Consider the following 26069-nt stretch of genomic DNA (forward strand, 5'->3'; position numbering starts at 1 on the left):
TCGTTAGTGTCTTCTGCTCTCATTTTCAGGGTCTTTTTTTACTTTCTTTTCAATGCGCTGGCGTTTCATCGGGGAGAGATGATCAATAAATAACATGCCGTTGAGGTGATCTATTTCATGTTGCAGGCAGCCTGCCTGTAATCCTTCTGCTTCTAAAATGTGTGTATCACCGCAGATGTCCTGGTAACGCACAGTTACTGCCGAGTAGCGCTGTGTTTCTGTGTAACTTTCCGGTAATGACAGACAGCCGTCCATCATCATCATTTCACCGTCACATTGGATAAATTCCGGGTTAATCAGCGCGATAGGCTGATCACGGTTCTCTGAAACATCCACAATAATCACGCGCTGACAAACGCCGACCTGGGGCGCGGCAAGACCAATACCGCGCTCGGCATACATTGTCTCTGTCATATCCGCGACAAATGTTTTCAGTTCATCACCAAAAACAGTGACCGGTTTGGACGTTTCCCGCAGACAAGGGTCGGGGAAATGCCGTAGTGTCAGTAATGCCATTGCTAACTCACTAATATAAATAAATTTAATGGGGAGGGCTATTCCCCGGATGCGCTCAGACTATCATAACAATGCCCTGAGAAAACGGCACCATTTGTGCTGTTTTGTTGCTATTTTGTGCGGGGTGGCGGAATGCAGCTATAGATCCAGATCTCACTAATATGTAATTAAATAACATTTGAGAGGCGTATGTCAGGATGATGACTAGCTGAATCGTGACTAAACTGAAAATAAACTACAAAAAAGGTTTTTTTGCCGGAAGATTTACGGTAAAGTTATTCGCGTAGGGTACAGAGGTAAGATGTTCTATCTTTCAGACCTTTTACTTCACGTAATCGGATTTAGCTGAATATTAGCTGCTCCGGTCAGACATTGCTCTGACCGGAGCATTTTTTTTGTATAAAGAAAAGTATGGGACGGAATGTGTCACCGGAAATAAAGATATCCGGAGTGACTACCTGAGGCGGCTGTTATGACGAAAGAAAACAGATGGCATATCAGGTAGCCACCTGTCCGCAGAGTTATTATCCGGGGGATCAGCTTTCTGTTTGTGTATCGCTGTCTGTCTGCCCGCTGAACCAAAAATCAAGTTTCTGACTTAATTTATCGATACCAATTTTTTTCGGGGCTGAAAAATACTCGACCTGAATATCTCCTGTCTCGTTCAGCTCCGCCAGTGCATCTCTGACTGCCATTAACTGTTTTTTACGTGCGCCGTTTGCCAGTTTATCGGCTTTAGTCAGCAGTGCCAGAACCGGAACCTCCATTGCCACCGCCCATTCGATCATCTGCATATCCAGATCTTTCAGGGGATGACGGATATCCATCAGTACCACCAGACCGCGCAGACAGTCGCGTTTCTGAAGGTATTCACCCAGAGCCGCCTGCCATTTACGTTTCATTGCTTCCGGGACTTCGGCATAGCCATAGCCCGGCAGGTCGACAACCCGGCAGCCTTCGCTGACTTCAAACAGGTTGATTAACTGGGTACGCCCGGGGGTTTTACTTGTCCGCGCAAGACTTTTTTGCTGTGTAAGTGCATTTAGTGCACTTGATTTTCCGGCATTGGAGCGTCCGGCAAACGCCACTTCGATCCCCGTATCTTCCGGTAAATGGCGGATGTCCGGTGCGCTGATGACAAAGTGGGTCATATGATAGTTGTGCGTTTTAATAGTCAAAATCCGTCTCCTCAGATCGAAAGCGTGACGATTATAGCCTAATGCCTGCCGTTTAAGAACTGCGGCACACAGATTACCGGGTGGGTTTATTATCAGAAATGAAAAAGAAACAGTAAAAATGCAGCATGCAACAGACCGGGATATAAATAAGCACAATGACGTCGCTTTTCCTCTGGTCAGGCTAATATGCCGAATCGCTTAAATAATAAAGCACAATTACGTATTTAATGGTGATGTATATACCGGATGTTTTCTATTTGACATAAGTGATTAGTCACGAGATGTTATTAATAATAGTAAATAAAATCAATGAAATAGTGATACTGTATCCGACGACGGCGCTCATGGTTAAAAACAGGGAATTATTTCGTCGTATTTTGATAAATTAATGACAACAGACAGAATATCATTAGTGGAAATACGTGAAAAATCCATGCCATAATCAGTAATATCTATTGTGAAGGTAAATTAAGGTAAATCGGTGGCACTTCCTGTCATTGCCCATTAAAATCGATAAGAACAGTGTCAGCATATTTCGTTGAAAGGAATTTGGAATGTTAAAACGTGTTTTAGTTTCACTTGTGGCGGCTTGTACTCTCAGTGCGTCTTCGCTGGCTTTTGCGGCGGAGCAGACCCATATTCAATTTGTTACCTCAGCGGGTAATTTTGAAATTGCACTGGATGATGAAAAAGCGCCGGAGACAGTAAAGAATTTCAAGCAATATGTTACCGACAAGTTTTATGACGATACAACATTCCATCGTGTTATCCCGGGTTTTATGGTGCAGGGCGGTGGTTTTACCGCTGATCTGACCCAGAAACCAACCCGTCCCCCGGTTAAAAATGAAGCTGATAATGGCTTACGTAATGTGCGCGGAACGCTCTCGATGGCACGTACTGCCGATGTAAACAGCGCAACCAGCCAGTTCTTTATTAATGTGGCGGATAATGCATTCCTGGATCACGGACAACGTGATTTTGGTTATGCCGTATTTGGTAAGGTTGTGAACGGGATGGATGTCGTTGATAAAATGTCAAAAGTGAAAACAGATGACATCGGTCCCTATCAGAATGTCCCTTCCGTACCAATCAAAATTATCTCTGCAACTATCATAAAATAAGCCTTATTTTATCGCAGACTAAGGGGAATATTTCCTGATATTCCCCTTGGAATGAACTGGCTTCCTGATAGTCTGAATATGATGATATCTGCCTCTGTGGCTGCGTGCCGCATTCGGGCTATTTTCTCTGTCCGGCTGTGGTATGATAGCCGACTTCTTGAAACCGCCGGTGTGATCGTGATGATCACAGGGTATTGTCAATCGATACTCCATACCGCAGTTTAAAATAATAAAGACAAGAATATCAGTCGGATATAGATAATCATGCTATTAATTATCGATAATTATGACTCATTTACTTATAACTTGTATCAGTACTTCTGTGAGTTAGGTGCAGATGTACAGGTTAAACGAAATGATGCCGTCAGCCTCCGTGACATTGAACAGCTATCGCCCACTCATCTTGTGATTTCGCCCGGTCCGTGTACGCCATCGGAAGCCGGTATTTCACTTGATGCCGTCAGCCATTTTGCAGGGGATATTCCGATCCTCGGTGTGTGTCTGGGTCACCAGGCGATTGGCCAGGCATTTGGTGCGCAGGTTGTGAAAGCGCGTAAGGTGATGCATGGCAAAACCACCGCTATCCATCACAATCAACAGGGTGTATTTAAAGGGCTGAATCGTCCGCTGACGGTTACCCGCTACCATTCCCTGGTTATCGCACCTGAAACACTGCCCGCTTCTTTTGAGGTCACCGCGTGGAGTCTGCATGATGGTAATGTGGATGAAATTATGGGTATCAGACATAAAACTCTGCCGATCGAAGGTGTGCAATTTCACCCGGAAAGTATTCTCAGTGAACAGGGTCATGAACTGTTGAATAATTTTATTAAATATTAATCAGTTAGTTCTTATTTTATCCCGGGTTCTGTTTTTTTTTGTTTATTTGTATTTGATTTTTTTATTCATATTTAGTGATTATGTTTTCACTTGTGGATGGATCAGGTATAGAAAGATGACAAAACAGAACCCTGTAACGCGCAGCACCTATGACGATGTCATGCTGCCAATTTATGCACCTGCAGAGTTTATTCCTGTGAAAGGAAAGGGCAGCCGGGTGTGGGATCAGAATGGTACTGAGTATGTGGATTTTGCTGGTGGTATCGCTGTGCTGGCGCTGGGACATTGCCATCCGGCGCTGGTTGCGGCACTGAAAAACCAGAGCGAATCTCTCTGGCACGTCAGTAATATCTTTACGAATGAACCCGCACTGACCCTGGCACAAAAGCTGATAAAGCATACCTTTGCGGATCGGGTTTTTTTCGCCAACTCCGGTGCGGAAGCTAACGAAGCCGCATTTAAACTGGCGCGTCATTATGCACTGACCTGCCATCATCCCTATAAAACAAAAATAATTGCCTTTCATCACGGTTTCCACGGCCGGACACTCTTTACGGTGTCTGTCGGCGGACAGCCTAAATATGCCGATGGTTTCGGACCTAAACCGGCGGATATTATTCATGTGCCCTTTAATGACCTTGATGCTGTCAAAGCGGTGATGGATGACCATACCTGTGCTGTTGTGCTGGAGCCGATTCAGGGCGAGGGCGGAATAACACCTGCAACTCAGGCGTTTATGCAGGGGCTGCGGGAACTGTGTGACAAACATCAGGCACTGTTGGTATTTGATGAAGTGCAGAGCGGCATGGGGCGCTGCGGAAAACTGTTTGCGTATATGGATTACGGTATTGAGCCGGATATCCTGACCACTGCCAAGGCGCTGGGCGGCGGTTTTCCGATCAGTGCGATGCTGACGAAAGAAGCAATTGCACAAGTGATGGGACCCGGAACACACGGCACGACATACGGGGGTAACCCGCTGGCTTGTGCTGTCGGTAATGCCGCATTTGATTTGATCAACGACTCTGCATTACTGTCCGGGGTAAATGAGCGCCATCAATGGTTTGCTGATGCACTGCAATCCCTGAATAAAACATATCAGGCATTTGGTGAGACCCGCGGAAAAGGGTTGCTGATCGGCGCAGAATTGACGGGTATTTACCGTGATCAATCTAAAGTCCTGCTGGGGCTGGCAGCAAAAAATGGTCTGATGTTGCTCAATGCCGGTACAAATGTGCTGCGCTTCACGCCGTCACTTATTATTGAAAAAGCGGATGTAGAAGAAGGGATGGTACGCCTGGCGAAAACTCTGGCTGATTTCCGGGAAATGCAGTAAATCTGAAAATAAAACAGGCGCAAAATGCGCCTGTTTTGGTGATATGGACAATCCGGATTAACGGGTGCCGTATACCACAATCGTTTTACCGTGTGCAGAGATCAGGTTTTGATCTTCCAGCATTTTCAGAATACGGCCGACTGTTTCGCGGGAACATCCCACAATCTGACCAATTTCCTGACGGGTAATTTTGATCTGCATACCATCCGGGTGCGTCATGGCATCCGGCTGTTTAGCCAGGTTCAGTAACGTCTGAGCAATACGGCCTGTCACATCAAGGAATGCAAGGTTTCCGACCTTTTCTGATGTCGTTTGCAGGCGGCTTGCCATCTGCGCGGAGAGGCGCATAAGGATATCCGGGTTAACCTGGATAAGCTGGCGGAACTTTTTATATGAAATTTCTGCAACTTCGCAGGGACTTTTTGCCCGTACCCACGCGGTACGTTCCTGTCCTTCCTCAAATAATCCGAGTTCTCCGATGAAATCCCCCTGGTTAAGGTAGGATAAAATCATCTCTTTGCCTTCTTCATCTTTGATAAGCACCGCAACAGAACCTTTTACAATATAGTAGAGTGTTTCTGCTTTCTCACCCTGATGGATAAGGGTGCTTTTTGATGGATATTTGTGGATATGGCAGTGAGACAAAAACCATTCAAGCGTGGGGTCTGTTTGTGGCTTGCCGAGAACCATTCGCGTTATCCTCTGTTGTTGTTATTGCAACTTGTTGTTTATACCCTTATTCATTCAAACCGCAGGTTCGTTGGCTGCGCTCAGCCAGCCGGGTCACATACTTGTGTATGCTCCCCGTCTATCTTCCCTTGCCGCCTGCCTGCAACTTGAATGATGTTGGGTATACACTCTGCAATTATATAAAGTCTTAGCTTATCATATTAACTTGCTGAATTTCCGGCAAGTTAGTTTATTAAAATAGTATAATAATCTACATTAAAAGATATTGATCTTAGCCATAGATAAATCCTTGCCGTGTTTTTAGCATAGGAAAGCGGTCCTGTCTCCCACTGTCTCGGTTCAGCATAATAAACTATGAGGGAGATTGCCAGCCTGTGAATGAAAGGGTAGGCTGTCCCCAATTATAATGTTGATGAGGATATAAAGATGGAAGCGCGTGTAAAGTGGGTTGAAAACATGACTTTCTTAGGCGAATCTGCCTCAGGACACCAGATCACAATGGATGGTAATGCGGGTGAAAAAGCCCCGAATCCGATGGAGATGGTACTGATGGCAACCGGCGGATGCAGCGCGATCGATGTCGTTTCCATTTTGCAAAAAGGTCGTCATCAAGTTATTGATTGTGATGTAAAACTTACCGCGGAACGCCGTGAAACTGCGCCACGTTTATTTACACATATTAATCTGCATTTTAGTGTTACCGGGCGTGATTTGAAAGAAAGTACCGTTGAGCGTGCCGTGGCGTTATCCGCTGAAAAATACTGTTCTGTTTCATTAATGTTAGGTGAAAGCGTTAACATTACACATAGTTTCGAAGTGAAGAATATTGAATGATTTTTTGAATTATTATTTTTATTTTTGAGAATAAACCGGGCAATGATAATTACCCGGTTTTTTTTATCGCTTATTTATTTGTTTGCCCTGTAATAATTGTTCTACAAGTGGCGCCATAATTAATTCCATCGCCAGCCCCAATTTTCCGCCGGGTACGACAATGGTATTTGAGGCAGAAATGAATGAGCCTTGTAACATTGACAATAAATAGGGGAAATCAATTTTTTTCAGACCGCGAAAACGGATCACGGTAAAGCTTTCATCCTGTGTCGGGATGGCTTTGGCAGAGAACGGATTTGACGTGTCTACGGTCGGCACCCGCTGGAAATTAATATGCGTGCGGGAAAACTGCGGCGTAATATAGTGAATGTAATCATCCATTGAGCGCACGACAGAGTCCATCACCGCTTCCCGTGAGTGTCCCCGGTCTGATGTGTCGCGGACAAGCTTTTGGATCCATTCCAGATTAACAATCGGCACCACGCCGACCAGTAAATCCACATGACCGGCAATTTTATGATCCGGCGTGACCACCCCGCCGTGCAAACCCTCGTAAAACAGAACATCGGTATTTTCCGGCAGTGGCTCACGCGGGGTAAACGTACCGGGCAACTGGTTATAGGGCACGGCTTCATCGTATGTGTGTAAGTACCTTCTGCGTTCTCCGCTCCCGTTTTCTCCATACTGGCGGAACGCGGTTTCCAACAGCCCGAAATCATTCGCTTCAGGACCGAAGTAGCTGATATACCGGCCTTGTTCCCGCGCTTTGCGGATAGCCGCATCCATTTCCGGGCGGGTGTAGCGGTGAAAGCTGTCGCCTTCCAGGGTTGCCGGTGTGGCGGAAAGTTGCTGAAATATCTTCCTGAAAGCCTGGCTGGTGGTCGTTGTACCGGCTCCGCTGGAGCCGGTAACAGCAATAATCGGGTGAGTCCGGGACATGGGTCAGTTCCTCCGGGCGTATCAGCCGCGGAATTCCGCCGACGGCATGATATTGAGTGTTTCGTGTAATTCCGACCAGACAATCACAATCTCGCCGTTTTTCAGTTGGTTGCACAGGTCAGTCACTTTATCACTGAGTGACTTCTCATATTCACCGTAATCGGTGCCTTCGCGCAATACAATACTTTCCAGGATATTTTGCAATGTTTGTGCATCAATCTCCTGCCAGGGAATAATCATTTTGTATCCTTTGCCGCCAGATGAGGCGCCAGCCACTCAGGTATGCGTTCTTCGAGCCATAAGCGGGGATGACGCCAGCTGCCGGTAACAAACCCGACATGCCCGCCGTGCTCAGTCATCTGATACTCCACACACGGCGGCAGCAGAGAGAGATCCGGTACCACTTCCTGCGCCATAAACGGATCATCTTTTGCATGAATGATCAGCATCGGCTTACGGACGTCGGGCAGTTTCGGCAGTGCGCTGCACTGACGGTAGTAATCTGATGCATCACGGAAGCCGTGGATTGGCGATGTGATCATATCGTCAAATTCCCTGATCCGTTTAATGGCGCGGATATGCAGTAAATTTGTCGGCAGCGAGTTAGGGTAACGCACCAGTTTTCGGGTGGCGTTGCGTTTCAGCCCTTTCAGCAGATACCACTGATAGAAACGGGAAAATCCTCTCTCCAGTTTAAATGAGCATGGCTCCAGCATCAGGGGGGCAGACACAATAATTCCGGCGTCGATTGCCGCCCGGTCACCCTCTTCAGCCAGATAACACGCCAGCATATTACCGCCGAGGGAATAGCCGACAGCCCCGGTCGGGACTTTGCCGTAGGTTTCCTGTAACCAGTTCAGCATGTAACGGGCATCTTCGGTTTCACCAGAGTGGTAAATACGTCTGGAGCGGTTTGGTTCACCGCTGCACCCGCGAAAATGCATGACAACGCCCAGCCAGCCCTGACGGGCAGCCGCTGCCAGCATCCCGTGAGCGTACGGGCTGCGAAAACTGCCTTCCAGCCCGTGAAAAATCACCAGCCGGGGTTTATGGCGTGCTGTGTCCGGATCTTCGCTCCACGCGAGATCAATAAAATCATCGTCCGGCAGAGTCAGGCGCTGCCAGAATGGTTTTATCATCGGTTTCCGGCGAAAAATCCGGGGCAGCAGTGTTTGCAGGTGCGGATTTGTCGCCCAGGAAATCGGTTCAAAATGACTAGACATAGTTGAATTCGTAATGAAAAAACGTCTCTTGTTTAATTAATAACATACTGATAATTTCGTGGAAAGAAAACGTCCACTTTTGCGCAAGGCTGCAAATGACTACTCATCTTTTACTTTCGCTTTCGGTATTCATGTTTATCGCAGCGGTTACGCCCGGTCCTAATAATATGTTACTGACTGCCTCCGGTGCGCAGTTCGGGATCCGTCGGACACTGATCCTGATGGCGGGTATTATGCTTGGAATGCAGACAGTATTATACCTTTCAGCCTTCGGTGTCGCGGCTATTTTACTGATTTATCCGAAATTGCATACTGCTATGAAAATTGCCGGCAGTATTTACCTTTTGTGGCTGGCGAAAAAACTCGCTACCGCGCCGTATGAGCACCTTGATAAACCACAGGTCAGTAAAGCCATCACCTGGTATCAGGGCACGTTATTGCAGTTTATTAATCCCAAAGCCTGGCTGATGGGGCTGGGTGCTGTCGGCAGTTACAGCCTGAGCGGTGACGCGTATATGATGTCCGTTGGGGTGATGAGCATTATAATGATCACCGTGAATCTGGTCGCCGGGTTGCTCTGGATAAGCTTCGGCGCATTTATCGGGCTTTTCCTGCGCAGCCGTAATGCCTGGTTTACGTTCAATATTGTTATGGGATTACTGACGGCTGCATGTGTCCCGCTGATTTGGCTGGAATAATGGGTGCCGGAATCGCTGACCCGGAAACACCTACATAATATAGCCTGTGGAACAAAAACAAAAGCTGAACGAAAAACAGACGATGATAACCCGCTGATTATTTCATATGATATCATGAGTTGATATCATGCTATTTTGTGGCTAAGTTGATGTCATTAAATGACATCAACCGGATGCGTGTATAGGGGTGGAGCATGATTAAAAACACAAATATCATGACTATTGACGGTCATCCTGCATCAGTGACTTATGAAGATGAAATTAAAGCATTTCGCGGTAAATTTCTGGATATAAACGGATATTGTGATTTTATATCAGACAGTATTGACGGGCTTGAAAGAGAAGGTGCCATTTCACTGGCTGAATTTACAGAAACATGCAAAGAAGAAGGTATTCAGCCTTTTAAAGACGAGGATAAATTAAAAGCATTTACACTGCGTTATCCTTACCGGCTGGAAGCGCGTCTGAATGCAGCCACAGCGGCACATTCTGTATCAAAGAATCAGTTTATTGTTCAGTTGCTGGAGCGGGAACTGGTATCCCGCTGATTTTAGGCAAAAACTGTTTATCCTGTGATGTCCGTAGTAAAAACAGACCGCATTGCGGTCTGTTTTTGTATACGCTGCGGGGTAACTAACGTAAATCCACATTTTTGCTGCCGAACAGCAGCGTCAGCAGGAAACCCGCCAGATACGCGACCAGCAGACCCGCGACATACACACCCATCCCGGCAAAGATCCCGCTATTTGATGTCATCAGTGGTATCGCAACCAGACCGGAGGGTCCGAATACCGTATTCAACCCGACCGGTAAGCCCATCCAGGCAACCAGCCCGATAAAGAAACCACCCGCAGCGCCGCCGAGACACGCGGTTATAAACGGTTTCAGGCGCGGTAATGTCACGCCGTAAATCAGCGGTTCACCAATGCCGAGAAAGCCCGGGATAATGGCACCTTTGATTTGTGTGCGCAGCAGTGAATCTTTTTTGGCTTTCATATAGAGCGCGAGTGCGGCTCCCACCTGACCGGCTCCCGCCATCGCGAGGATCGGAAACAGTGAGTTGAATCCCTGCGCATCGACCAGGGCAAAATACACAGGGATAAAGCCCTGATGTACGCCGAACATTACCGCTATCAGAAACAGACCCGCTAACACGGCGGTTCCGAACGGGTTTCCGTTGAGATGTGTGAACAGCCATGACATACCGTCAAACAGATAAACGCCGACCGGCATGATGACGACAAAGGTTACGGCTCCCATAATCAGCAGCGTGATTGCTGATGTCAGAATAATATCAAGAGTGGCGGGGATGATTTTCCGGACATTACGCTCCACCCATGCGCCGAGGATCGCGGCGATCAGTACACCGATAATATTCCCGCGCGGATCGATAGCATGGCCGAAGAAGGTTTCCATGCCGGAATAGAATCCCTTGGTTACCTGCGGATCATAACCGAAGACAAACAGTGCGGCGATGATTGCCCCGTTCACGCCGGAGCCGCCAAAAGCCTTCTGTGCGTTATAACCAATCAGAATACTCAGGAAGGTGAACATCCCCTTACTGAAGATTTTCATGTAAGCGAGGATTTCCACCAGTGTCTGGTTCGGGGCTTCATTGCCGGTTATCCAGAGTTGCTCACCGAGTGTTGCCAGCCCCAGTAACAGACCAACACCAATAAATCCCGGGATCAGCGGCGTAAAAATAGTGGCAAATTTTGCCAGAAAGCGCTGTACGGGATTGGTTTGCTTCTCTTTCAGATGCTGTTTTTGTTCTGCCGCAATCTCTTTCAGGCTGCGGTTTTCATCACCGTTTTCTGAATAACTGTCAGGGGTGTATTCATCTAACTGATGTTGCATCAGCTCTGCGGCGGTTTGTGCTTTGCCCGGCCCGAGGACTATCTGGAACTGTTCATCACTTTCAATAACACCCAGCACACCCTCAATTTTTTTTGATGGCTATCTTGTCTGCGAGCTGTGAGTTGTTCAGTGTCAGGCGCAGACGAGTCATGCAGTTGCCGCTGTGTGCCACATTACCCGGACCGCCGATGGCAGCCAGAATCTGTATAATTGTCGATTGCGTGATTTTTGCCATGGTTATTACCTTGTGTTAAGCGTGTGCCGTACCGGCGAGAGCATCACGGATAAATCCCTGATTCTGTGCCAGCAGGGCGGTGGCATCACCGGCACTCAGGTGCGCCAGGATCATAACAATGGCGGTTTTGCAGTGTCCGTTACAGGCAGATAACGCCTGCTCCGCAGTCTCTCTGTCGCATTCCGTCGCAGCCATCACAATACGTTTTTGCCGTTCAACCAGTTTGGCGTTAGTCGCTTCAACATCCACCATCAGGTTACCGTACACTTTTCCGGATCGGATCATCGCCCCTGTGGTGATCATATTGAGCACCAGTTTCTGAGCGGTTCCCGCTTTCATCCGTGAGGAGCCGGTCACGATTTCCGCACCGACAACCGGGGTTATCGCGATATCCGCCCGGCGGCTCATTTCACTGTCCGGGTTGCAACTGATTGCCGCCACGGTTGCGCCGAGAGAACGCGCGTATTCCATCCCGCCCAGCACATAGGGTGTCCGCCCGCTGGCGGCTATCCCGACCAGGATATCTTTTTGACTGAAATTCAGTGCTTTTAAGTCACTGACGGCAAGTACCCGGTTATCTTCCGCATTTTCAACCGCTTTCAGGATAGCCTTGTGTCCGCCTGCAATCAGACCGACGACAAGCTCTGCCGGGGTGCCGAACGTCGGCGGGCACTCGCTGGCATCAAGAATACCGAGCCGTCCGGAGGTTCCCGCGCCCATATAGATAAGGCGTCCGCCGTGCCGGAAAGCATCAGCAACTGCATCCACCAGTTGTGCGACCTGCGGCAGTGTTTTTTCCACGGCGAGAGCCACGGACTGGTCTTCGCGGTTAATGACCTGCAACATGTGGAGGGTCGGCAGGCTGTCAATGTCGGCACTGGCGGGGTTGCGGCTTTCGGTAATGAGTGTGGTTAAGTCAATCTTCATACATAATCCTTTGAACCAGATATAATCTGCATGCTAAGGAATTAAATATTCTTTTTATGTGAGGGGTATCACAGGTCAATCTATTCTTCTGTGATGGTATAGGAGGAATATTTCTATGATATTTAACTTATTTATTTAATTATTATATTGAATTTAATTATATTTATCTTTTTTTATAACAAATTATTCCTGAGGGATAATGTAACCACTCTTACATAAATAATTTATTCTTTTATGGCCGTTTTCCGGATGGAGAAAGCAAAAACAGATGGCGATCCTGACAAAAATCAGCTGGGCAAGATCCGAACTGGCGACAAATCAGCAATATATTGCTGATTTCATTCTGGCGCAGCCGGAAATGACGGTGACGCTCTCCTCTCAGGCGCTGGCGGAGCGCGTGGGGGTGAGTCAGTCCGCCATTGTAAAATTCAGCCAGAAAATGGGTTTTAAGGGATTTCCGGCACTGAAAATGGCCATCAGTGAAGAGATCGGACGCAATCGGGTGCTGGCGGTAAATCAGCAAAATGCCCTGCATAACCGGATCGAAACACATGATTCTCTGCTGGTTATTTCACAAAAACTGGCACAGGAAAAACAAAGTTCAATTGCGGAAACCACGCGGCGTCTTGATTTTGAGCAGGTTGCCCACATTGTTGCCTGTCTGGACAGCGCCCGCTGTATTCAGGTTGCCGGGATCGGTGGTTCAGGTCTGACGGCAAAAGATTTGGCGTATAAACTCCAGAAAATCGGGCTGATGACACTGGCGGAAGCGGATCACCATGTGCAGATTGCTTTTTCCCAGACGCTGACTGAAAAGGATGTGCTGGTGGTGCTCTCTTTCAGCGGAAAGCGCAGAGACATGCTGGTGACAGCGGCGACGGCAAAAAAGCAGAATGCAACGCTGATCGCCATCACCGGTAACCGTTTGTCACCGCTGGCAAAAATGGCTGATTATGTACTGGAAACTGTGGCGGAAGAAAATGAATGGCGCAGCTCATCCATTTCATCACGGACGGCGCAGAATACAGTGACAGATTTACTGTTTATGGCGCTGTTACAGCGGCGGGAAGAGCAGGCGCGGCAGTTGGTGAACAATGCGCGGACCATGATTAACAGCCTGGATGGTTGATAAAAGAGGCGGTACATGATTGTACCGCCTGAGATAATTTACGGGTTTTCTAATGCCTGCGTCATGGCCTCGAGGTTTTCCTGTATCTCCATCCACGCCATTTCTGTTTCTTCGAGTTCAGCTTTGAGCTGCGCCTGTTCCTGAAGACAGGTTGTCAGTTCAGCTTTGCGCGCCTGTTCATACAACCCGCTGTCGCTGAGTTTTTCTTCAACCGCTGCAATGGCATCAGATAACCGGCTCATTGTTTTTTCCAGTTTCTCTGATTGTTTGCGCAGTGGCTGAGTCTGCTGACGAAACTCCGCTTCGCGGCGTTTTTGTTCTTTACGATCTTGCGCGGTGACCGTGGTTTTCTCTTCGTCATTATCACCGATTGCAGTTTCTGTTGCCTGGCGCTGTTGCTTTTGGCTGCCGGACAGCCAGCGTTGGTAATCATCCAGATCGCCGTCAAACTGTTCGACCTGACCATCATGGACCAGATAGAGATCATCTGTTGTTGAGCGCAGTAAATGACGATCATGGGAAACCACCACGATCGCACCTTCAAATTCGATCAGCGCTTCTGTCAGAGCCTGGCGCATATCCAGGTCCAGGTGGTTGGTCGGTTCATCGAGCAGCAACAGGTTCGGGCGCTGCCAGACAATCATTGCCAGTACCAGGCGCGCTTTTTCACCGCCGGAGAAACGGGCGGTAACATCAGTCACCTGGTCGCCTTTGTATCCGAAGCCGCCGAGGTAATCCCGCAATTGCTGTTCTGTTTTTTCCGGTGCGAGGCGCACCATGTGTTGCAGCGGGGATTCATCTGCACGTAAGAATTCCAGCTGATGTTGTGCGAAGTAGCCGAGCTTAATGCCTTTCGCCAGCCCGATTTCACCGTGCAGTGGTTTTAATTCCCCTGCCAGCATTTTTATCAGCGTGGATTTACCTGCGCCGTTGCGCCCCAGCAGACCAATGCGTGAGCCGGGCACCAGGTTGAGCTTAATGGCATCGAGAATAATTTTTTCACCATACCCGGCGGTGACTTTTTCCATCTTCAGCAATGGATTTGGCAGAGTTTCCGGCGGGCGGAAGCTGAAATGAAATGGGTTATCCACCAGCGCGGGCGCGATTTTTTCCATCCGCTCCAGCATTTTTATCCGGCTTTGTGCCTGCTTGGCTTTTGTTGCCTGTGCGCGGAAACGATCCACATAGTGTTGCAGATGTGCGCGGCGCAGTTGCTGGCTCTCATATTGAGCCTGCTGCTGGGACATTTTTTCAGCGCGCTGCAATTCAAATGAGGAGTAGTTTCCGGTATATTCGAACATTGTATCCTGCTCAATATGCAGGACTTTATCGATAATCGGGTCAAGGAAATCACGGTCATGAGAGATAAGAATCAAGGTGCCGGGATAACTCTTCAGCCATTTTTCCAGCCAGATCACAGCATCGAGATCCAGGTGGTTGGTGGGTTCATCCAGCAGCAGCAGATCAGAGCGGCAGATAAGTGCCTGTGCCAGGTTCAGACGCATCCGCCAGCCGCCCGAGAATGCGCGGACAGGGGTTTCGAGCTGTTCCTGTGAAAAACCCAGTCCGCTGAGCAGCGTGGCTGCGCGTGCGCGGACAGTCCAGGCGTCCAGCGTATCGAGCTGACCGTGGATCAGGGCAATCTCATGACCATCATTTTGTTCATTTGCCTGATGCAGTTTTGCTTCCAGTGCGCGGAATTCACGATCCCCGTCAATCACATAATCAATCGCCGGGACATCCAGAGCCGGTGTTTCCTGGTTAACCCAGGCCAGTGACCAGTTGCCGGGGAAGGTTACACTGCCGGCTTCTGCCTGCAATTCGCCTTTCAGCAGTGCCAGCAGGGTGGATTTACCGCAACCATTTTTTCCCACTAATCCGACTTTGTGTCCGGGATTGATGGTAGCCGTTGCGTTATCGAGTAAAACCCGGACTCCGCGGCGGACTTGAAGTGAAGAGAAAACAATCATAAATATCGATAGGGTACGCAATTGAGAGTAAAATTAATGTAATTCGTGCGTTGTCGGCAGCAAATCACCCGGCAGCAGGCGTGGAGGTATCGTTGCAGCAGGCATAGTAGCGAAAATCACAGCAATTCTCACGCGTTTAAGAGGAAGTGATGACAAATAATCCGACTATATTACTGCTTTATGCCCATCCGGAGCCGCATCACTCCATCGCAAACAAGGCGCTGATAAGCGGCGCGTCTGAGCTGGAACATGTCACTGTTCATGACCTTTACGGTGCCTATCCGGATTTTTTTATTGATATCCGTCATGAGCAGGCATTGCTCAGCCGGCACGATATCATCGTATTTCAGCACCCGCTGTATACTTACAGTTGCCCCGCATTGCTGAAAGAGTGGTTTGACCGGGTGCTCACCCGTGATTTTTCCGGTGAGCAGGGCGGAAAGCAATTATCAGGTAAATACTGGCGCCAGGTTATCACCACCGGCGAGCCGTCAGATGCCTATCAGCCCGGCGGTTATAACCGTTTTCCGCTGAGTGATTTACTGCGCCCCTTTGAACTGACCGCATCCATGTGTGAAATGCACTGGCTGGCGCCGGTAGTGATTTATGAGGCGCGCCGTCAGGAAAAATCGGTATTGCATGAACAGACTCAGGCATGGTGTGACTGGCTTCGCACCCCGCAACTGACAGGAGGGCGCACGGATGACAATGGATGACGGTAACTTACTGCATGCGGGGATTATTTTTCTGGCGGCGGCGGTCATTATGGTACCGGTGGCACAACGGCTGCGTATCGGTGCTGTCCTGGGGTATTTGCTGGCGGGGATCGCTATCGGTCCGTGGGGGCTGGGCTTTATTAAAAACGTCAATGAACTGCTGCACTTCTCAGAACTGGGTGTGGTTTTCCTGATGTTTCTTATCGGGCTGGAATTGAACCCGCGTGAATTGTGGAAACTGCGGCGCTCTATTTTTGGCACCGGGACGGCGCAGGTTGTTTTCTCCGCGCTGATCCTGGGTATTTTGCTGTATCTGACCGATTTTTCCTGGCAGGCGGCAGTCGTCGGCGGTCTGGGAATGGCGATGTCTTCCACTGCGATGGCATTACAGCTGATGGATGAAAAAGGCATGACCAACAATGAAAGTGGTCAGCTGGGTTTCTCTGTCTTGTTGTTTCAGGATATGGCGGTGATCCCTATTCTTGCCGTTATTCCGCTGCTGGGCGGGGAAGCGGCTGGCAGTGACTGGTATCGCATCGGTATAAAAATTCTGGCTTTCGCCGGGTTGTTGGTCGGCGGGCGGTATCTGCTGCGTCCGTTGTTCCGGCTGGTGGTGAAATCCGGTGTCAGTGAAGTGTTTACCGCCGCGTCATTGCTGGTGGTTATCGGGTCGGCGGTGTTTATGGAGCAGCTCGGGTTTTCCATGGCGCTGGGTACATTTATCGCAGGGGTGATGCTGGCGGATACAGAATACCGGCATGAGCTGGAAATCACCATTGAGCCGTTTAAAGGTCTGTTGCTGGGGATGTTTTTTATCTCTGTCGGCATGTCGCTGAATATCGGCGTGTTGTGGCAGTATCTCCCGCAAATTTTACTGGGTGTGATTGTGCTGGTGAGTGTCAAAATGCTGGTTTTGTATGTGCTGGCGCGCCTCAGTTGCCGCCGGAGCGGGCGTCTGCAATTTGCCGGGGTGCTGAGCCAGGGCGGGGAATTCGCCTTTGTGCTCTTTTCTGCGGCACTGGCGAGCCGCGTGATTACCGATAACCAGATGGCACTGCTACTGGTGGTGGTCACGCTTTCCATGATGACCACGCCGTTACTGATGCAGGGAATCGATATGATCCTGGCGCGTCGTTACAATGCGGGCGCGGGCACAGACGAAACGCCGTTTGTGGAGGATAATCATCCGCATGTGATTCTGGTCGGTTTCGGACGGATGGGGCAGGTTGTCGGTCGCCTGCTGATGGCAAATAAAATCCACCCGACCGTGCTGGAAAAGGATGTCAGCGCGGTCAGTTCTATGCGCCGCTATGGCTATAAAGTGTATTACGGTGATGCCACTGAACTGGCGCTGTTGCGCTCTGCCGGCGCAGAAAACGCAAAAATTATTGTACTTACCTGTGATAAACCGGAAGACACGATGACGATTGTGCAACTGTGTCAGGAACATTTCCCGCATCTGCAAATTATTGCGCGAGCCAGGGGACGGGTCGAGGCGCATGAGCTGTTGCAGCATGGTGTGACGCAGTTCAGCCGTGAGACATTTTCTTCGGCACTGGAGCTGGCACGCAAAGCCCTGACTGGGTTGGGAGTCCATCCGGCAGAAGCTTACCGGGCGCAGCAGTTATTCCGCCGCCTGGATATGCAGTTGCTGCGTGAGCTTATCCCGCAGGCAGAAGAAGAAATCGCGCATGTTTCCCGTGTGAAAGAAGCCCGCCGGGAGCTGGAAAATTTGTTCAGCAATGAAATGAAGCGGGAACAAGGTCAGCCGGATGGCTGGAACAGTATTGACGATTCTCCGGGTAAAACGCGGATTGATGACAGGAGCTGAGTGTGAAAAATCGTAAACGGTTTATTGCGGGGGCAGTATGCCCTGAGTGTCAGGCACCGGATACCCTGGCGATGTGGCGTGAGGACAGTGTGGATGTGGTGCAGTGTGTGCAGTGCGGGCACATGCAGAGGCAGACCGATGCCCGTATTGACCCACATGTGCGCAAAGATGAACAGGTAATTGGTATTTTCACACCGCAGGAATAATAAACCGCCATTTTTCTCACGGAATTTGGGGGAATTTGTCCCAAAACAGATACAGTGCCCGGAAATTCCGCTACAATCGGCGCGTTAATTAAAATTTATCCCCGCAGATGTAGGAGATACCATGAAAGTAGCAACAGACCTGGTGGTGAGCTTAGCTTACCAGGTAAGAACAGAAGACGGCGTATTAGTTGATGAGTCTCCGGCAAGTGCTCCGTTAGACTATCTGCACGGTCGCGGCTCGCTGATCAGCGGGCTGGAAAGTGCACTGGAAGGCCGTATTGCCGGTGATGTTTTTGATGTTGATGTAGGCGCAAATGACGCTTACGGTCAGTATGACGAAAACCTGGTTCAGCGCGTTCCGAAAGATGTCTTTATGGGCGTTGAAGAGCTGGAAGTCGGCATGCGTTTCCTGGCTGATACCGATATGGGTCCTGTACCGGTTGAGATTACCGGTGTTGAAGGCGACGAAGTTATCGTCGACGGAAACCATATGCTGGCAGGTCAAAACCTGAAATTCCACGTCGAAGTGATGGGTGTGCGTGAAGCAACAGCGGAAGAGCTGGAGCACGGACATGTTCACGGCGAAGGTGAAGAAGGCGGTTGCTGTGGTGGTCACGGTCACGGTGAAGAGGGCGGTTGCTGCGGCGGCGGTCATCACGACCACGATCATGAACATGGCGAAGAGGGCGGTTGCTGCGGCGGCGGTCATCATGACCACGATCATGAACATGGCGAAGAAGGCGGTTGCTGTGGCGGTGGTCAGGGTAAAGGCCAGGGTAAAGGTAACGGCGGTTGTGGTTGTCACTGATAACCCGCGACTGAACCGGATAAAAAAAGCGCACTCTGATGCGCTTTTTTTCTGTCTGTAATTTACTCAGTAGTGCGGTGGCGGGACTTCTTCTGACTGTGGCGCGACATTTGAGCCGGGTGTTGCTTTCAGGCGTTCAGTCAGCAGGCGGAGTGTTTCATTCAGCCGGGTGATATCCATCTGTTGCTGCGTGACAACCTGGTTCAGCTCATCAATAGTAAGATCCTGAAACGCCATTTTACTCTCAAGCTGTTCAAGGCGCTGTTCTAATTCGTGAAAATCCATGGGGTTTCTCCTGTCTGAGACGGGGCTGACTGTGTAAAAATATGTAATATCCCTGTGAAATACGCTTAGTGTGAGAGGATATCTTTTATTGGGGGGTTACTATGAAACCTCTTTTTGCTAAGGTTGTCTCAGCATCACAACACTGTGACATTATGATGTCGCCCGGTGGCGGCTGCAACTACTCTCTGGCGTATTTCGCTAAGCAGTACCTCTTGCAATTGTTGCAAAATTGATTGGAGAAAAGGATGAAATCATTGTTTAAAGCGACTGTTGTCGCGACTTCGCTGGCGATGACATTAGGTATGTCGCAGGCTTATGCGGACACCGCACCTAAAAAAGAAGACGTAAAACTTAACAGCGCATTTAAAACAGCAGGTCAGCAGAATGCTTATGCACTGGGTGCGTCTCTGGGTCGCTATATGGAAAATGCACTGAATGAACAGAAAGCCATTGGTCTGGATCTCGATCGCGACCAGATGATGGCGGGTGTTCAGGATGCATTTAACGATAAAAGCAAACTGAGTGATGAAGAGATCAATCAGACTCTGCGTGGTTTTGAAGAGCAGGTGAAAGGTGCCGCTCAGGAAAAAATGGCGCGTGAAGGATCTGAAAATAAAGCTGCCGGTGACAAATACCGTGCTGCATTCGCCAAAGAAAAAGGCGTAGTGAAAACCAAAACCGGTCTGCTGTATAAAACAGAAAAAGACGGTAACGGCGCATCACCGAAAGAAACCGATACCGTTGTTGTCCATTACAAAGGGACGTTAATTGACGGTACACAGTTTGACAGCTCTTATGATCGAAAAGACCCGCTGACTATCCGCCTGGATAGTGTGATTAAAGGCTGGACTGAAGGACTGAAGCAGATGAAGAAAGGCGGTAAAGCGCAATTAGTCATCCCGCCAGAGTTAGCTTACGGTGCTGATGGTGTTCCGGGTATCCCTGCGAACGCCACACTGATTTTTGATGTTGAATTACTGGATATCAAACCTGCATCAAAATAAGTGTTCTGATAGTCATTTTGTAAGATACCCGCACGTTGTTGTGCGGGTTTTTCTTTCTGATACATCCCTGTTTCATGAAATATTTGCAAGACCTTTAGTTTTTTTTTATATTTTTTACCAGAATTTGATCACCTCAGGCGCAAAACTGTCTGTTTTTCGCTATAACACTATAGTGGGTATCTGTGCAGTACGGGAAACTCGTCATTTGCCGCCTTCCTGCACCCGGACAAATTCGGGTATATAATTTATAACATGTTGACAGGGTAATCCTCCTCCTGCGGTGAAAGATTACAGATGAGTAAAACCAACGACGTTCACACGTTACAAAGAGTGGTGTATTAAATGTCTAACCCAGTATTATTTAATGACAATGATTCGGATTACATTGTAAATCATCCGTTTACTGAAACGGACTATGAAATCCTGAAATCCTATGAAGCGGCTGTTGATGGCCTCGCGCTACTCATCGGTGAGCACTGTGAGATCGTTCTCCACTCTCTGGAAGACCTGAAGCGCTCAGCGGTGAAGATCGCAAACGGCCATCATACCGGACGTAAAGTCGGCTCTCCGATAACTGACCTTGCCCTGCGTATGCTTCATGATATTACCGATGAAGATTGCAGTACGTCAAAAGCGTATTTCACGCGGGCAAAAACCGGCGCGCTGATGAAATCGCTGACTATTGCTATCCGCAATAAATCACGGCGTATCATTGGGTTACTGTGCATCAATATGAACCTGGATGTTCCGTTCTCACAAATTGTGCAGACGTTTATGCCAAAAGAACTGGCAGAAGAGACATCCAACGTGAACTTTGCTTCTTCTGTTGAAGACCTGGTTGCCCAGACGCTGGAACAGACTATCGAAGAGGTCAATGCTGACCGCAACGTGGCGAATAACGCAAAGAACAAACAGGTTGTACTGAACCTGTATGAAAAAGGAATATTCGATATTAAAGATGCCATCAACCTTGTTGCGTTGCGTCTGAATATTTCCAAGCACACGGTTTATCTGTACATCCGCCAGTTTAAAAACGGCGAGTAAGGCGTGCAGACAACATGACTCCGCTATCTTACTGCCTGCTGGTTACCGGTCCGGCTTACGGTACACAGCGTGCCGGCAGCGCATTATTGTTTGCGCAGCATCTTCTGGCAGCGGGACACCGTATTCAGTGCGTGTTTTTTTTATCGCGAGGGGGTCAGTAATGCTAACGGACTGACCTCACCGGCGAATGATGAAACTGACATGGTGCGCCGGTGGCAGCAGCTTGCCGCGCAAGGGCAGTTTACGCTGTCCGTTTGTGTGGCGGCAGCGCTGCGCCGTGGTGTGACGGATGAAGCACAGGCACAATCTCAGGCGCTGGCCGGTGCTAATATTGCCGGCGGATTTACACTCAGCGGCCTGGGTACACTGGCGGAAGCGATGATAACCTGTGATCGCGTGATCCAGTTTTAAGGAGAGCCGGTGAAACGTATTGCGTTTGTTTTCAAAAATGCACCTCACGGCAGCAGTGGCGGCAGGGAAGGGCTGGATGCATTGCTGGCAACCAGTAATTATACTGAGCAGGTTGCTGCTTTTTTTGTCTCTGACGGCGTCTGGCAATTATTACCCGCTCAACAGCCTGAGCAGATCCTCGCCCGTGACTATATTGCGACGTTCAAAGTACTGCCGCTCTATGATATTGATGAGTATTATGTGTGTGCTGAGGATATGACCGCCCGCGGATTATCACCGGAAACGCCGTATATTCTTCCGGTAATCTGTCTGGATTCAGCAGAGTTTGCCCGTAAACTGGCGACATTCGATATCGTTCTGTCATTTTGATCTACTTACGGTGAGCAAGATGCTATATACTGTCAGCCAATCGCCATTTCGTACTGATATTCAATCATTACTGAATTTGTTGTCCTCTGAGGATGACATCCTGTTTACCGAAGATGGCGTAATAGCAGCAACGAACGAAAACCCGTTGTTGCTGGCGCTTATTCAGTCGGGTCATATTCCCTGTGTGTTGCGGGAGGATGCGCAAGCACGCGGTTTACTACCGTACCTCTCCGGCAAAGTAAAAATCATAGACTATAATGGTTTTATTGAACTTACTGTCACACACACGCAGCATTTTGCGTGGGAATAGCAAATATCATTGTATATTTCTTGACACCCTGTTGCGTCAGCAATAAAATTTCGCGTCCTCGTGTTTTGTCTCTGACAGATACGAGGTACAAATCCGTGTTTACGAAGCAAAAAACCAGGAGCTTTTTTTTATAATGGCAACGATTAATCAGCTGGTTCGCAAACCACGTAGCTCGAAAGTTGTGAAAAGCAACGTTCCTGCACTGGAAGCCTGCCCGCAAAAACGTGGCGTATGTACCCGTGTATATACCACCACACCTAAAAAACCTAACTCAGCACTGCGTAAAGTCTGCCGTGTTCGTTTAACCAACGGTTTTGAAGTTTCTTCATACATCGGTGGTGAAGGCCATAACCTGCAGGAGCACAGCGTGATCCTGATCCGTGGTGGTCGTGTTAAAGACTTACCAGGTGTTCGCTACCACACAGTTCGTGGCGCACTGGACTGCTCAGGTGTTAAAGACCGCAAACAGTCCCGTTCCAAGTACGGTGTGAAGAAGCCTAAGGCTTAATGGTTCTCCGTTAAGTAAGGCCAAACATTTATCGCATTAATGTCAAATAAACTCTTTGAGTTTTGGACAACCCTGAATTAACAACGGAGTATTTCCATGCCACGTCGTCGTGTAATTGGTCAACGTAAAATTCTGCCAGATCCTAAGTTCGGATCAGAACTGCTGGCTAAATTTGTAAACATCCTGATGGTAGACGGTAAAAAATCTACTGCAGAATCAATTGTCTATACCGCGCTTGATACCCTGGCTCAGCGCTCAGGTAAAGACTTCCTGGAAGCGTTTGAATTAGCGCTGGATAACGTCCGTCCGACTGTGGAAGTTAAATCCCGTCGCGTCGGTGGTTCTACCTACCAGGTACCTGTTGAAGTTCGTCCGGTTCGTCGTAATGCGTTAGCAATGCGTTGGATCGTTGAAGCTGCCCGTAAACGCGGTGATAAATCCATGGCTCTGCGCCTGGCAAATGAATTATCCGATGCAGCTGAAAACAAAGGCACTGCCGTTAAGAAACGTGAAGACGTTCACCGTATGGCAGAAGCTAACAAGGCGTTCGCACACTACCGTTGGTAATCAAACGGTAGCGAATTGTGTATAGGGTAGCCAATTGGCTACCCGACCAAATCAAACGAACGACCTAAGAGAGGAAATAATGGCTCGTCAAACACCCATTTCACGTTACCGTAATATCGGTATCAGTGCACATATCGACGCCGGTAAAACCACCACCACAGAACGTATTCTGTTCTATACAGGTGTGAACCATAAAATTGGTGAAACTCACGAAGGTTCTGCAACAATGGACTGGATGGAGCAGGAACAAGAGCGTGGTATTACTATCACCTCCGCAGCAACCACTGCGTTCTGGTCCGGTATGGGTAAACAATTTGAACCACACCGCGTCAACATCATTGACACCCCGGGGCACGTTGACTTCACAATCGAAGTAGAACGTTCCATGCGTGTTCTTGATGGTGCTGTGATGGTTTACTGTGCTGTTGGTGGTGTTCAGCCACAGTCTGAAACCGTATGGCGTCAGGCGAACAAATATCATGTACCACGTATCGCGTTCGTTAATAAAATGGACCGTATGGGTGCAAACTTCCTGAAAGTTGTTGATCAGATCAAAACCCGCTTAGGGGCAACTCCGGTTCCTCTTCAGATCGCTATCGGCGCTGAAGAGTCATTCACCGGTGTGGTTGACCTGGTCAAAATGAAAGCGATTCAGTGGAGTGAAGAAGATCAGGGCGCAAGCTTTGTCTACGAAGATATCCCTGCAAATCTGCAGGAATTAGCTAAAGAATGGCACCAGAATCTGGTTGAAGCCGCAGCTGAAGCATCAGATGAACTGATGGAAAAATATCTCGGCGGCGAAGAACTGACTGAAGCTGAAATTAAAGCAGCATTACGTCAGCGCGTTCTGGCTAACGAAATTATCCTGGTTACCTGTGGTTCTGCATTTAAGAACAAAGGTGTTCAGGCAATGCTGGATGCAGTTATTGAATATCTGCCTTCTCCATCAGAAGTACCTGCAATCAAAGGTATTCTGGATGATGGCAAAGACACGCCTGCGGAACGTCATTCAACTGACGAAGACCCGTTTGCTGCGCTGGCATTCAAAATTGCAACAGACCCGTTCGTGGGTAACCTGACGTTCTTCCGCGTATACTCTGGTGTTGTTAACTCCGGTGATACCGTACTGAACCCGGTTAAATCGAAAAAAGAACGCTTTGGTCGTATCGTTCAGATGCACGCTAACAAGCGTGAAGAGATCAAAGAAGTTCGCGCTGGTGACATTGCAGCAGCAATCGGTCTGAAAGACGTAACGACGGGTGACACTCTGTGTGCCATCGATGCGCCAATCATCCTGGAACGTATGGAGTTCCCTGAGCCGGTAATTTCTGTTGCTATCGAACCGAAAACTAAAGTTGACCAAGAAAAAATGGGTATCGCACTGGGCCGTCTGGCGCAGGAAGATCCATCTTTCCGTGTATCAACTGACGAAGAATCTGGTCAGACAATCATCGCAGGTATGGGTGAACTTCACCTGGATGTTCTGGTTGACCGTATGCGTCGCGAGTTTAAAGTTGAAGCGAACGTGGGTAAACCACAAGTTGCTTACCGTGAAGCGATCACAATTAAAGCAGCTGATGTTGAAGGTAAGCACGCGAAACAGTCAGGCGGTCGTGGTCAGTACGGTCATGTTATTATCGACATGTTCCCACTGAACAAAAAGAATGCTGACGGCGTCAACATGGAATACGAATTTGTCAACGAAATCAAAGGTGGTGTGATTCCTGGTGAATACATCCCGGCAGTTGATAAAGGTATTCAGGAGCAGCTGAAATCTGGTCCGTTAGCAGGCTACCCTGTTGTAAACATGGGTGTTCGTCTGCACTACGGTTCATACCATGACGTCGACTCCTCTGAACTGGCGTTTAAACTGGCTGCATCGCTGGCATTTAAAGATGGCTTCAAAAAAGCGAAACCTGTGCTGCTGGAACCAATCATGAAAGTTGAGGTGGAAACACCTGAAGACTACATGGGTGACGTAATTGGTGACCTGAACCGTCGTCGCGGTATGATCGAAGGTATGGATGACATGCCTACCGGTAAAATCGTACGTGCGCAAGTGCCACTGTCTGAAATGTTTGGTTATGCAACTGACCTGCGTTCACAGACCCAGGGTCGTGCTTCTTACTCCATGGAATTCCTGAAGTATAATGAAGCGCCGAACAACGTGGCTCAGGCTATCATTGAAGCGCGTAATGCAAAATAATCGGTTATTACCGGTTTAACTCGTTAATTTCAGTCCCTTCTCACAGTGAAGAAGGGACTCTATAAGGAATAGAGTCGTGTCTAAAGAAAAATTTGAACGTACAAAACCGCACGTTAACGTTGGTACTATCGGCCACGTTGACCACGGTAAAACTACCCTGACAGCTGCAATCACTACCGTTCTGGCTAAAACCTACGGTGGTTCTGCTCGTGCATTCGATCAGATCGATAACGCACCTGAAGAAAAAGCACGTGGTATCACTATCTCTACCTCACACGTAGAATACGATACGCCTGCACGTCACTACGCGC

29 protein-coding genes and 2 pseudogenes are annotated in these 26069 nt (G+C 48.7%); 21 read left to right on the forward strand and 10 right to left on the reverse strand.

Features of this window, described 5'->3' with window-relative positions; genetic code table 11:
- Window positions 1–3 precede the first annotated feature (3 nt).
- On the reverse strand, window positions 4–516 hold the full coding sequence (gene def, locus AYY16_RS15945; RefSeq protein ID WP_067368832.1) for a peptide deformylase: 513 nt from the start codon (window positions 514–516) through the stop codon (window positions 4–6).
- A gap of 301 nt (window positions 517–817) precedes the next feature.
- Between def and spfP the strand changes: the two genes are divergently transcribed.
- Entirely contained in the window at window positions 818–865 is a 48-nt protein-coding gene (spfP, locus tag AYY16_RS21835) for a small protein SpfP (protein WP_438361642.1), read from the forward strand.
- 187 nt (window positions 866–1052) lie between these two features.
- On the opposite strand, the gene yihA is transcribed toward spfP, so the two are convergent.
- A complete protein-coding gene (gene yihA / locus AYY16_RS15950) occupies window positions 1053–1694 on the reverse strand; it encodes a ribosome biogenesis GTP-binding protein YihA/YsxC (protein ID WP_067368835.1) in 642 nt (213 codons plus the stop codon).
- Window positions 1695–2248: 554 nt separating this feature from the next.
- On the opposite strand from yihA, the gene ppiA reads away from it, so the two are divergent.
- The 3 genes from ppiA (at window position 2249) to AYY16_RS15965 (ending at window position 4991) form a co-directional block, all read left to right on the forward strand.
- Window positions 2249–2815 (forward strand): peptidylprolyl isomerase A, encoded by a 567-nt coding sequence (ppiA, locus tag AYY16_RS15955; protein WP_067368838.1) that lies wholly within the window; start codon window positions 2249–2251, stop codon window positions 2813–2815.
- Between the two features lie 264 nt (window positions 2816–3079).
- Window positions 3080–3655 carry an aminodeoxychorismate synthase component II gene (locus AYY16_RS15960; RefSeq protein WP_067368842.1) on the forward strand — a complete coding sequence of 192 codons (576 nt, stop codon included), beginning with the start codon at window positions 3080–3082 and terminating at the stop codon, window positions 3653–3655.
- Between the two features lie 115 nt (window positions 3656–3770).
- The gene (locus AYY16_RS15965) at window positions 3771–4991 is read left to right on the forward strand and encodes an aspartate aminotransferase family protein (RefSeq protein WP_067368845.1); all 1221 of its coding nucleotides are present in this window, start codon (window positions 3771–3773) and stop codon (window positions 4989–4991) included.
- Window positions 4992–5048: 57 nt separating this feature from the next.
- Here the strand turns inward: AYY16_RS15965 and crp are convergent, their stop codons facing one another.
- Entirely contained in the window at window positions 5049–5681 is a 633-nt protein-coding gene (gene crp, locus AYY16_RS15970; protein WP_067368848.1) for a cAMP-activated global transcriptional regulator CRP, read from the reverse strand.
- A gap of 426 nt (window positions 5682–6107) precedes the next feature.
- Here crp and AYY16_RS15975 point away from each other — a divergent pair, with 426 nt between their 5' ends.
- A complete protein-coding gene (locus AYY16_RS15975) occupies window positions 6108–6515 on the forward strand; it encodes an OsmC family protein (protein WP_067368851.1) in 408 nt (135 codons plus the stop codon).
- 63 nt (window positions 6516–6578) lie between these two features.
- Here AYY16_RS15975 and AYY16_RS15980 read toward each other — a convergent pair whose 3' ends face one another.
- From AYY16_RS15980 to AYY16_RS15990, 3 genes are read right to left on the reverse strand one after another with little or no spacing between them, the layout of a single operon-like run.
- Entirely contained in the window at window positions 6579–7454 is an 876-nt protein-coding gene (locus AYY16_RS15980; RefSeq protein ID WP_067368854.1) for a phosphoribulokinase, read from the reverse strand.
- 21 nt (window positions 7455–7475) lie between these two features.
- Window positions 7476–7694: a YheU family protein gene (locus AYY16_RS20330; RefSeq protein WP_067368856.1), complete on the reverse strand. Its 219-nt coding sequence runs from the start codon at window positions 7692–7694 to the stop codon at window positions 7476–7478.
- Window positions 7691–8677, reverse strand: a complete 987-nt coding sequence (locus AYY16_RS15990) for a hydrolase (RefSeq protein ID WP_067368859.1) — start codon at window positions 8675–8677, stop codon at window positions 7691–7693. Before AYY16_RS15990 ends, AYY16_RS20330 begins: the two co-directional genes overlap by 4 nt.
- A 95-nt stretch (window positions 8678–8772) precedes the next feature.
- On the opposite strand from AYY16_RS15990, the gene AYY16_RS15995 reads away from it, so the two are divergent.
- Window positions 8773–9375, forward strand: coding sequence for a LysE family translocator (locus AYY16_RS15995; RefSeq protein WP_067368862.1), 603 nt, complete (start codon window positions 8773–8775; stop codon window positions 9373–9375).
- Window positions 9376–9569: 194 nt separating this feature from the next.
- Window positions 9570–9923: a type II toxin-antitoxin system HicB family antitoxin gene (locus tag AYY16_RS16000; RefSeq protein ID WP_067368865.1), complete on the forward strand. Its 354-nt coding sequence runs from the start codon at window positions 9570–9572 to the stop codon at window positions 9921–9923.
- A gap of 85 nt (window positions 9924–10008) precedes the next feature.
- Here the strand turns inward: AYY16_RS16000 and murP are convergent.
- A pseudogene (gene murP, locus AYY16_RS16005) lies at window positions 10009–11467 on the reverse strand (PTS N-acetylmuramic acid transporter subunit IIBC).
- Between the two features lie 15 nt (window positions 11468–11482).
- Window positions 11483–12394 (reverse strand): N-acetylmuramic acid 6-phosphate etherase, encoded by a 912-nt coding sequence (gene murQ / locus AYY16_RS16010; protein WP_067368868.1) that lies wholly within the window; start codon window positions 12392–12394, stop codon window positions 11483–11485.
- 268 nt (window positions 12395–12662) lie between these two features.
- On the opposite strand from murQ, the gene AYY16_RS16015 reads away from it, so the two are divergent.
- On the forward strand, window positions 12663–13523 hold the full coding sequence (locus AYY16_RS16015) for an SIS domain-containing protein (protein WP_067368870.1): 861 nt from the start codon (window positions 12663–12665) through the stop codon (window positions 13521–13523).
- 38 nt (window positions 13524–13561) lie between these two features.
- Here the strand turns inward: AYY16_RS16015 and AYY16_RS16020 are convergent, their stop codons facing one another.
- Window positions 13562–15493: an ABC transporter ATP-binding protein gene (locus AYY16_RS16020; RefSeq protein ID WP_067368873.1), complete on the reverse strand. Its 1932-nt coding sequence runs from the start codon at window positions 15491–15493 to the stop codon at window positions 13562–13564.
- 149 nt (window positions 15494–15642) lie between these two features.
- Here AYY16_RS16020 and kefG point away from each other — a divergent pair, with 149 nt between their 5' ends.
- The 4 genes from kefG to slyD all read left to right on the forward strand — a co-directional run bounded on the left by kefG (window position 15643) and on the right by slyD (window position 19054).
- Window positions 15643–16209: a glutathione-regulated potassium-efflux system ancillary protein KefG gene (gene kefG, locus AYY16_RS16025; RefSeq protein WP_067368876.1), complete on the forward strand. Its 567-nt coding sequence runs from the start codon at window positions 15643–15645 to the stop codon at window positions 16207–16209.
- Window positions 16202–18040 (forward strand): glutathione-regulated potassium-efflux system protein KefB, encoded by a 1839-nt coding sequence (gene kefB / locus AYY16_RS16030; RefSeq protein WP_190973110.1) that lies wholly within the window; start codon window positions 16202–16204, stop codon window positions 18038–18040. Before kefG ends, kefB begins: the two co-directional genes overlap by 8 nt.
- A complete protein-coding gene (locus AYY16_RS16035; RefSeq protein ID WP_067368883.1) occupies window positions 18037–18246 on the forward strand; it encodes a YheV family putative zinc ribbon protein in 210 nt (69 codons plus the stop codon). Before kefB ends, AYY16_RS16035 begins: the two co-directional genes overlap by 4 nt.
- Window positions 18247–18367: 121 nt before the next feature.
- Window positions 18368–19054 (forward strand): peptidylprolyl isomerase, encoded by a 687-nt coding sequence (gene slyD, locus AYY16_RS16040; RefSeq protein WP_067368887.1) that lies wholly within the window; start codon window positions 18368–18370, stop codon window positions 19052–19054.
- Between the two features lie 66 nt (window positions 19055–19120).
- On the opposite strand, the gene AYY16_RS16045 is transcribed toward slyD, so the two are convergent.
- Window positions 19121–19339, reverse strand: coding sequence for a SlyX family protein (locus tag AYY16_RS16045; RefSeq protein WP_067368889.1), 219 nt, complete (start codon window positions 19337–19339; stop codon window positions 19121–19123).
- Between the two features lie 245 nt (window positions 19340–19584).
- On the opposite strand from AYY16_RS16045, the gene fkpA reads away from it, so the two are divergent.
- The 9 genes and pseudogenes from fkpA to AYY16_RS16090 form a co-directional block, all read left to right on the forward strand.
- On the forward strand, window positions 19585–20343 hold the full coding sequence (gene fkpA / locus AYY16_RS16050) for an FKBP-type peptidyl-prolyl cis-trans isomerase (protein ID WP_067368891.1): 759 nt from the start codon (window positions 19585–19587) through the stop codon (window positions 20341–20343).
- A 342-nt stretch (window positions 20344–20685) separates the two neighbouring features.
- Entirely contained in the window at window positions 20686–21387 is a 702-nt protein-coding gene (locus AYY16_RS16055) for a helix-turn-helix transcriptional regulator (protein WP_067368893.1), read from the forward strand.
- Between the two features lie 14 nt (window positions 21388–21401).
- Window positions 21402–21798, forward strand: a pseudogene (gene tusD / locus AYY16_RS16060) (sulfurtransferase complex subunit TusD).
- A gap of 9 nt (window positions 21799–21807) precedes the next feature.
- Window positions 21808–22167 (forward strand): sulfurtransferase complex subunit TusC, encoded by a 360-nt coding sequence (gene tusC / locus AYY16_RS16065; RefSeq protein ID WP_067368895.1) that lies wholly within the window; start codon window positions 21808–21810, stop codon window positions 22165–22167.
- A 19-nt stretch (window positions 22168–22186) separates the two neighbouring features.
- Complete coding sequence (tusB, locus tag AYY16_RS16070) at window positions 22187–22477, forward strand: sulfurtransferase complex subunit TusB (RefSeq protein ID WP_067368897.1); 291 nt, start codon at window positions 22187–22189, stop codon at window positions 22475–22477.
- 133 nt (window positions 22478–22610) lie between these two features.
- Window positions 22611–22985, forward strand: a complete 375-nt coding sequence (rpsL, locus tag AYY16_RS16075) for a 30S ribosomal protein S12 (protein ID WP_067368899.1) — start codon at window positions 22611–22613, stop codon at window positions 22983–22985.
- A gap of 96 nt (window positions 22986–23081) precedes the next feature.
- On the forward strand, window positions 23082–23552 hold the full coding sequence (gene rpsG, locus AYY16_RS16080; protein WP_067368905.1) for a 30S ribosomal protein S7: 471 nt from the start codon (window positions 23082–23084) through the stop codon (window positions 23550–23552).
- Between the two features lie 79 nt (window positions 23553–23631).
- The gene (gene fusA / locus AYY16_RS16085; RefSeq protein ID WP_067368908.1) at window positions 23632–25758 is read left to right on the forward strand and encodes an elongation factor G; all 2127 of its coding nucleotides are present in this window, start codon (window positions 23632–23634) and stop codon (window positions 25756–25758) included.
- Window positions 25759–25834: 76 nt separating this feature from the next.
- A partial coding sequence (locus AYY16_RS16090; RefSeq protein WP_235846275.1) for a GTP-binding protein occupies window positions 25835–26069 on the forward strand: 235 nt, incomplete at its 3' end.

Origin of the sequence: Morganella psychrotolerans (assembly GCF_001676155.1) — a bacterium.
GTDB lineage: Bacteria > Pseudomonadota > Gammaproteobacteria > Enterobacterales > Enterobacteriaceae > Morganella > Morganella psychrotolerans.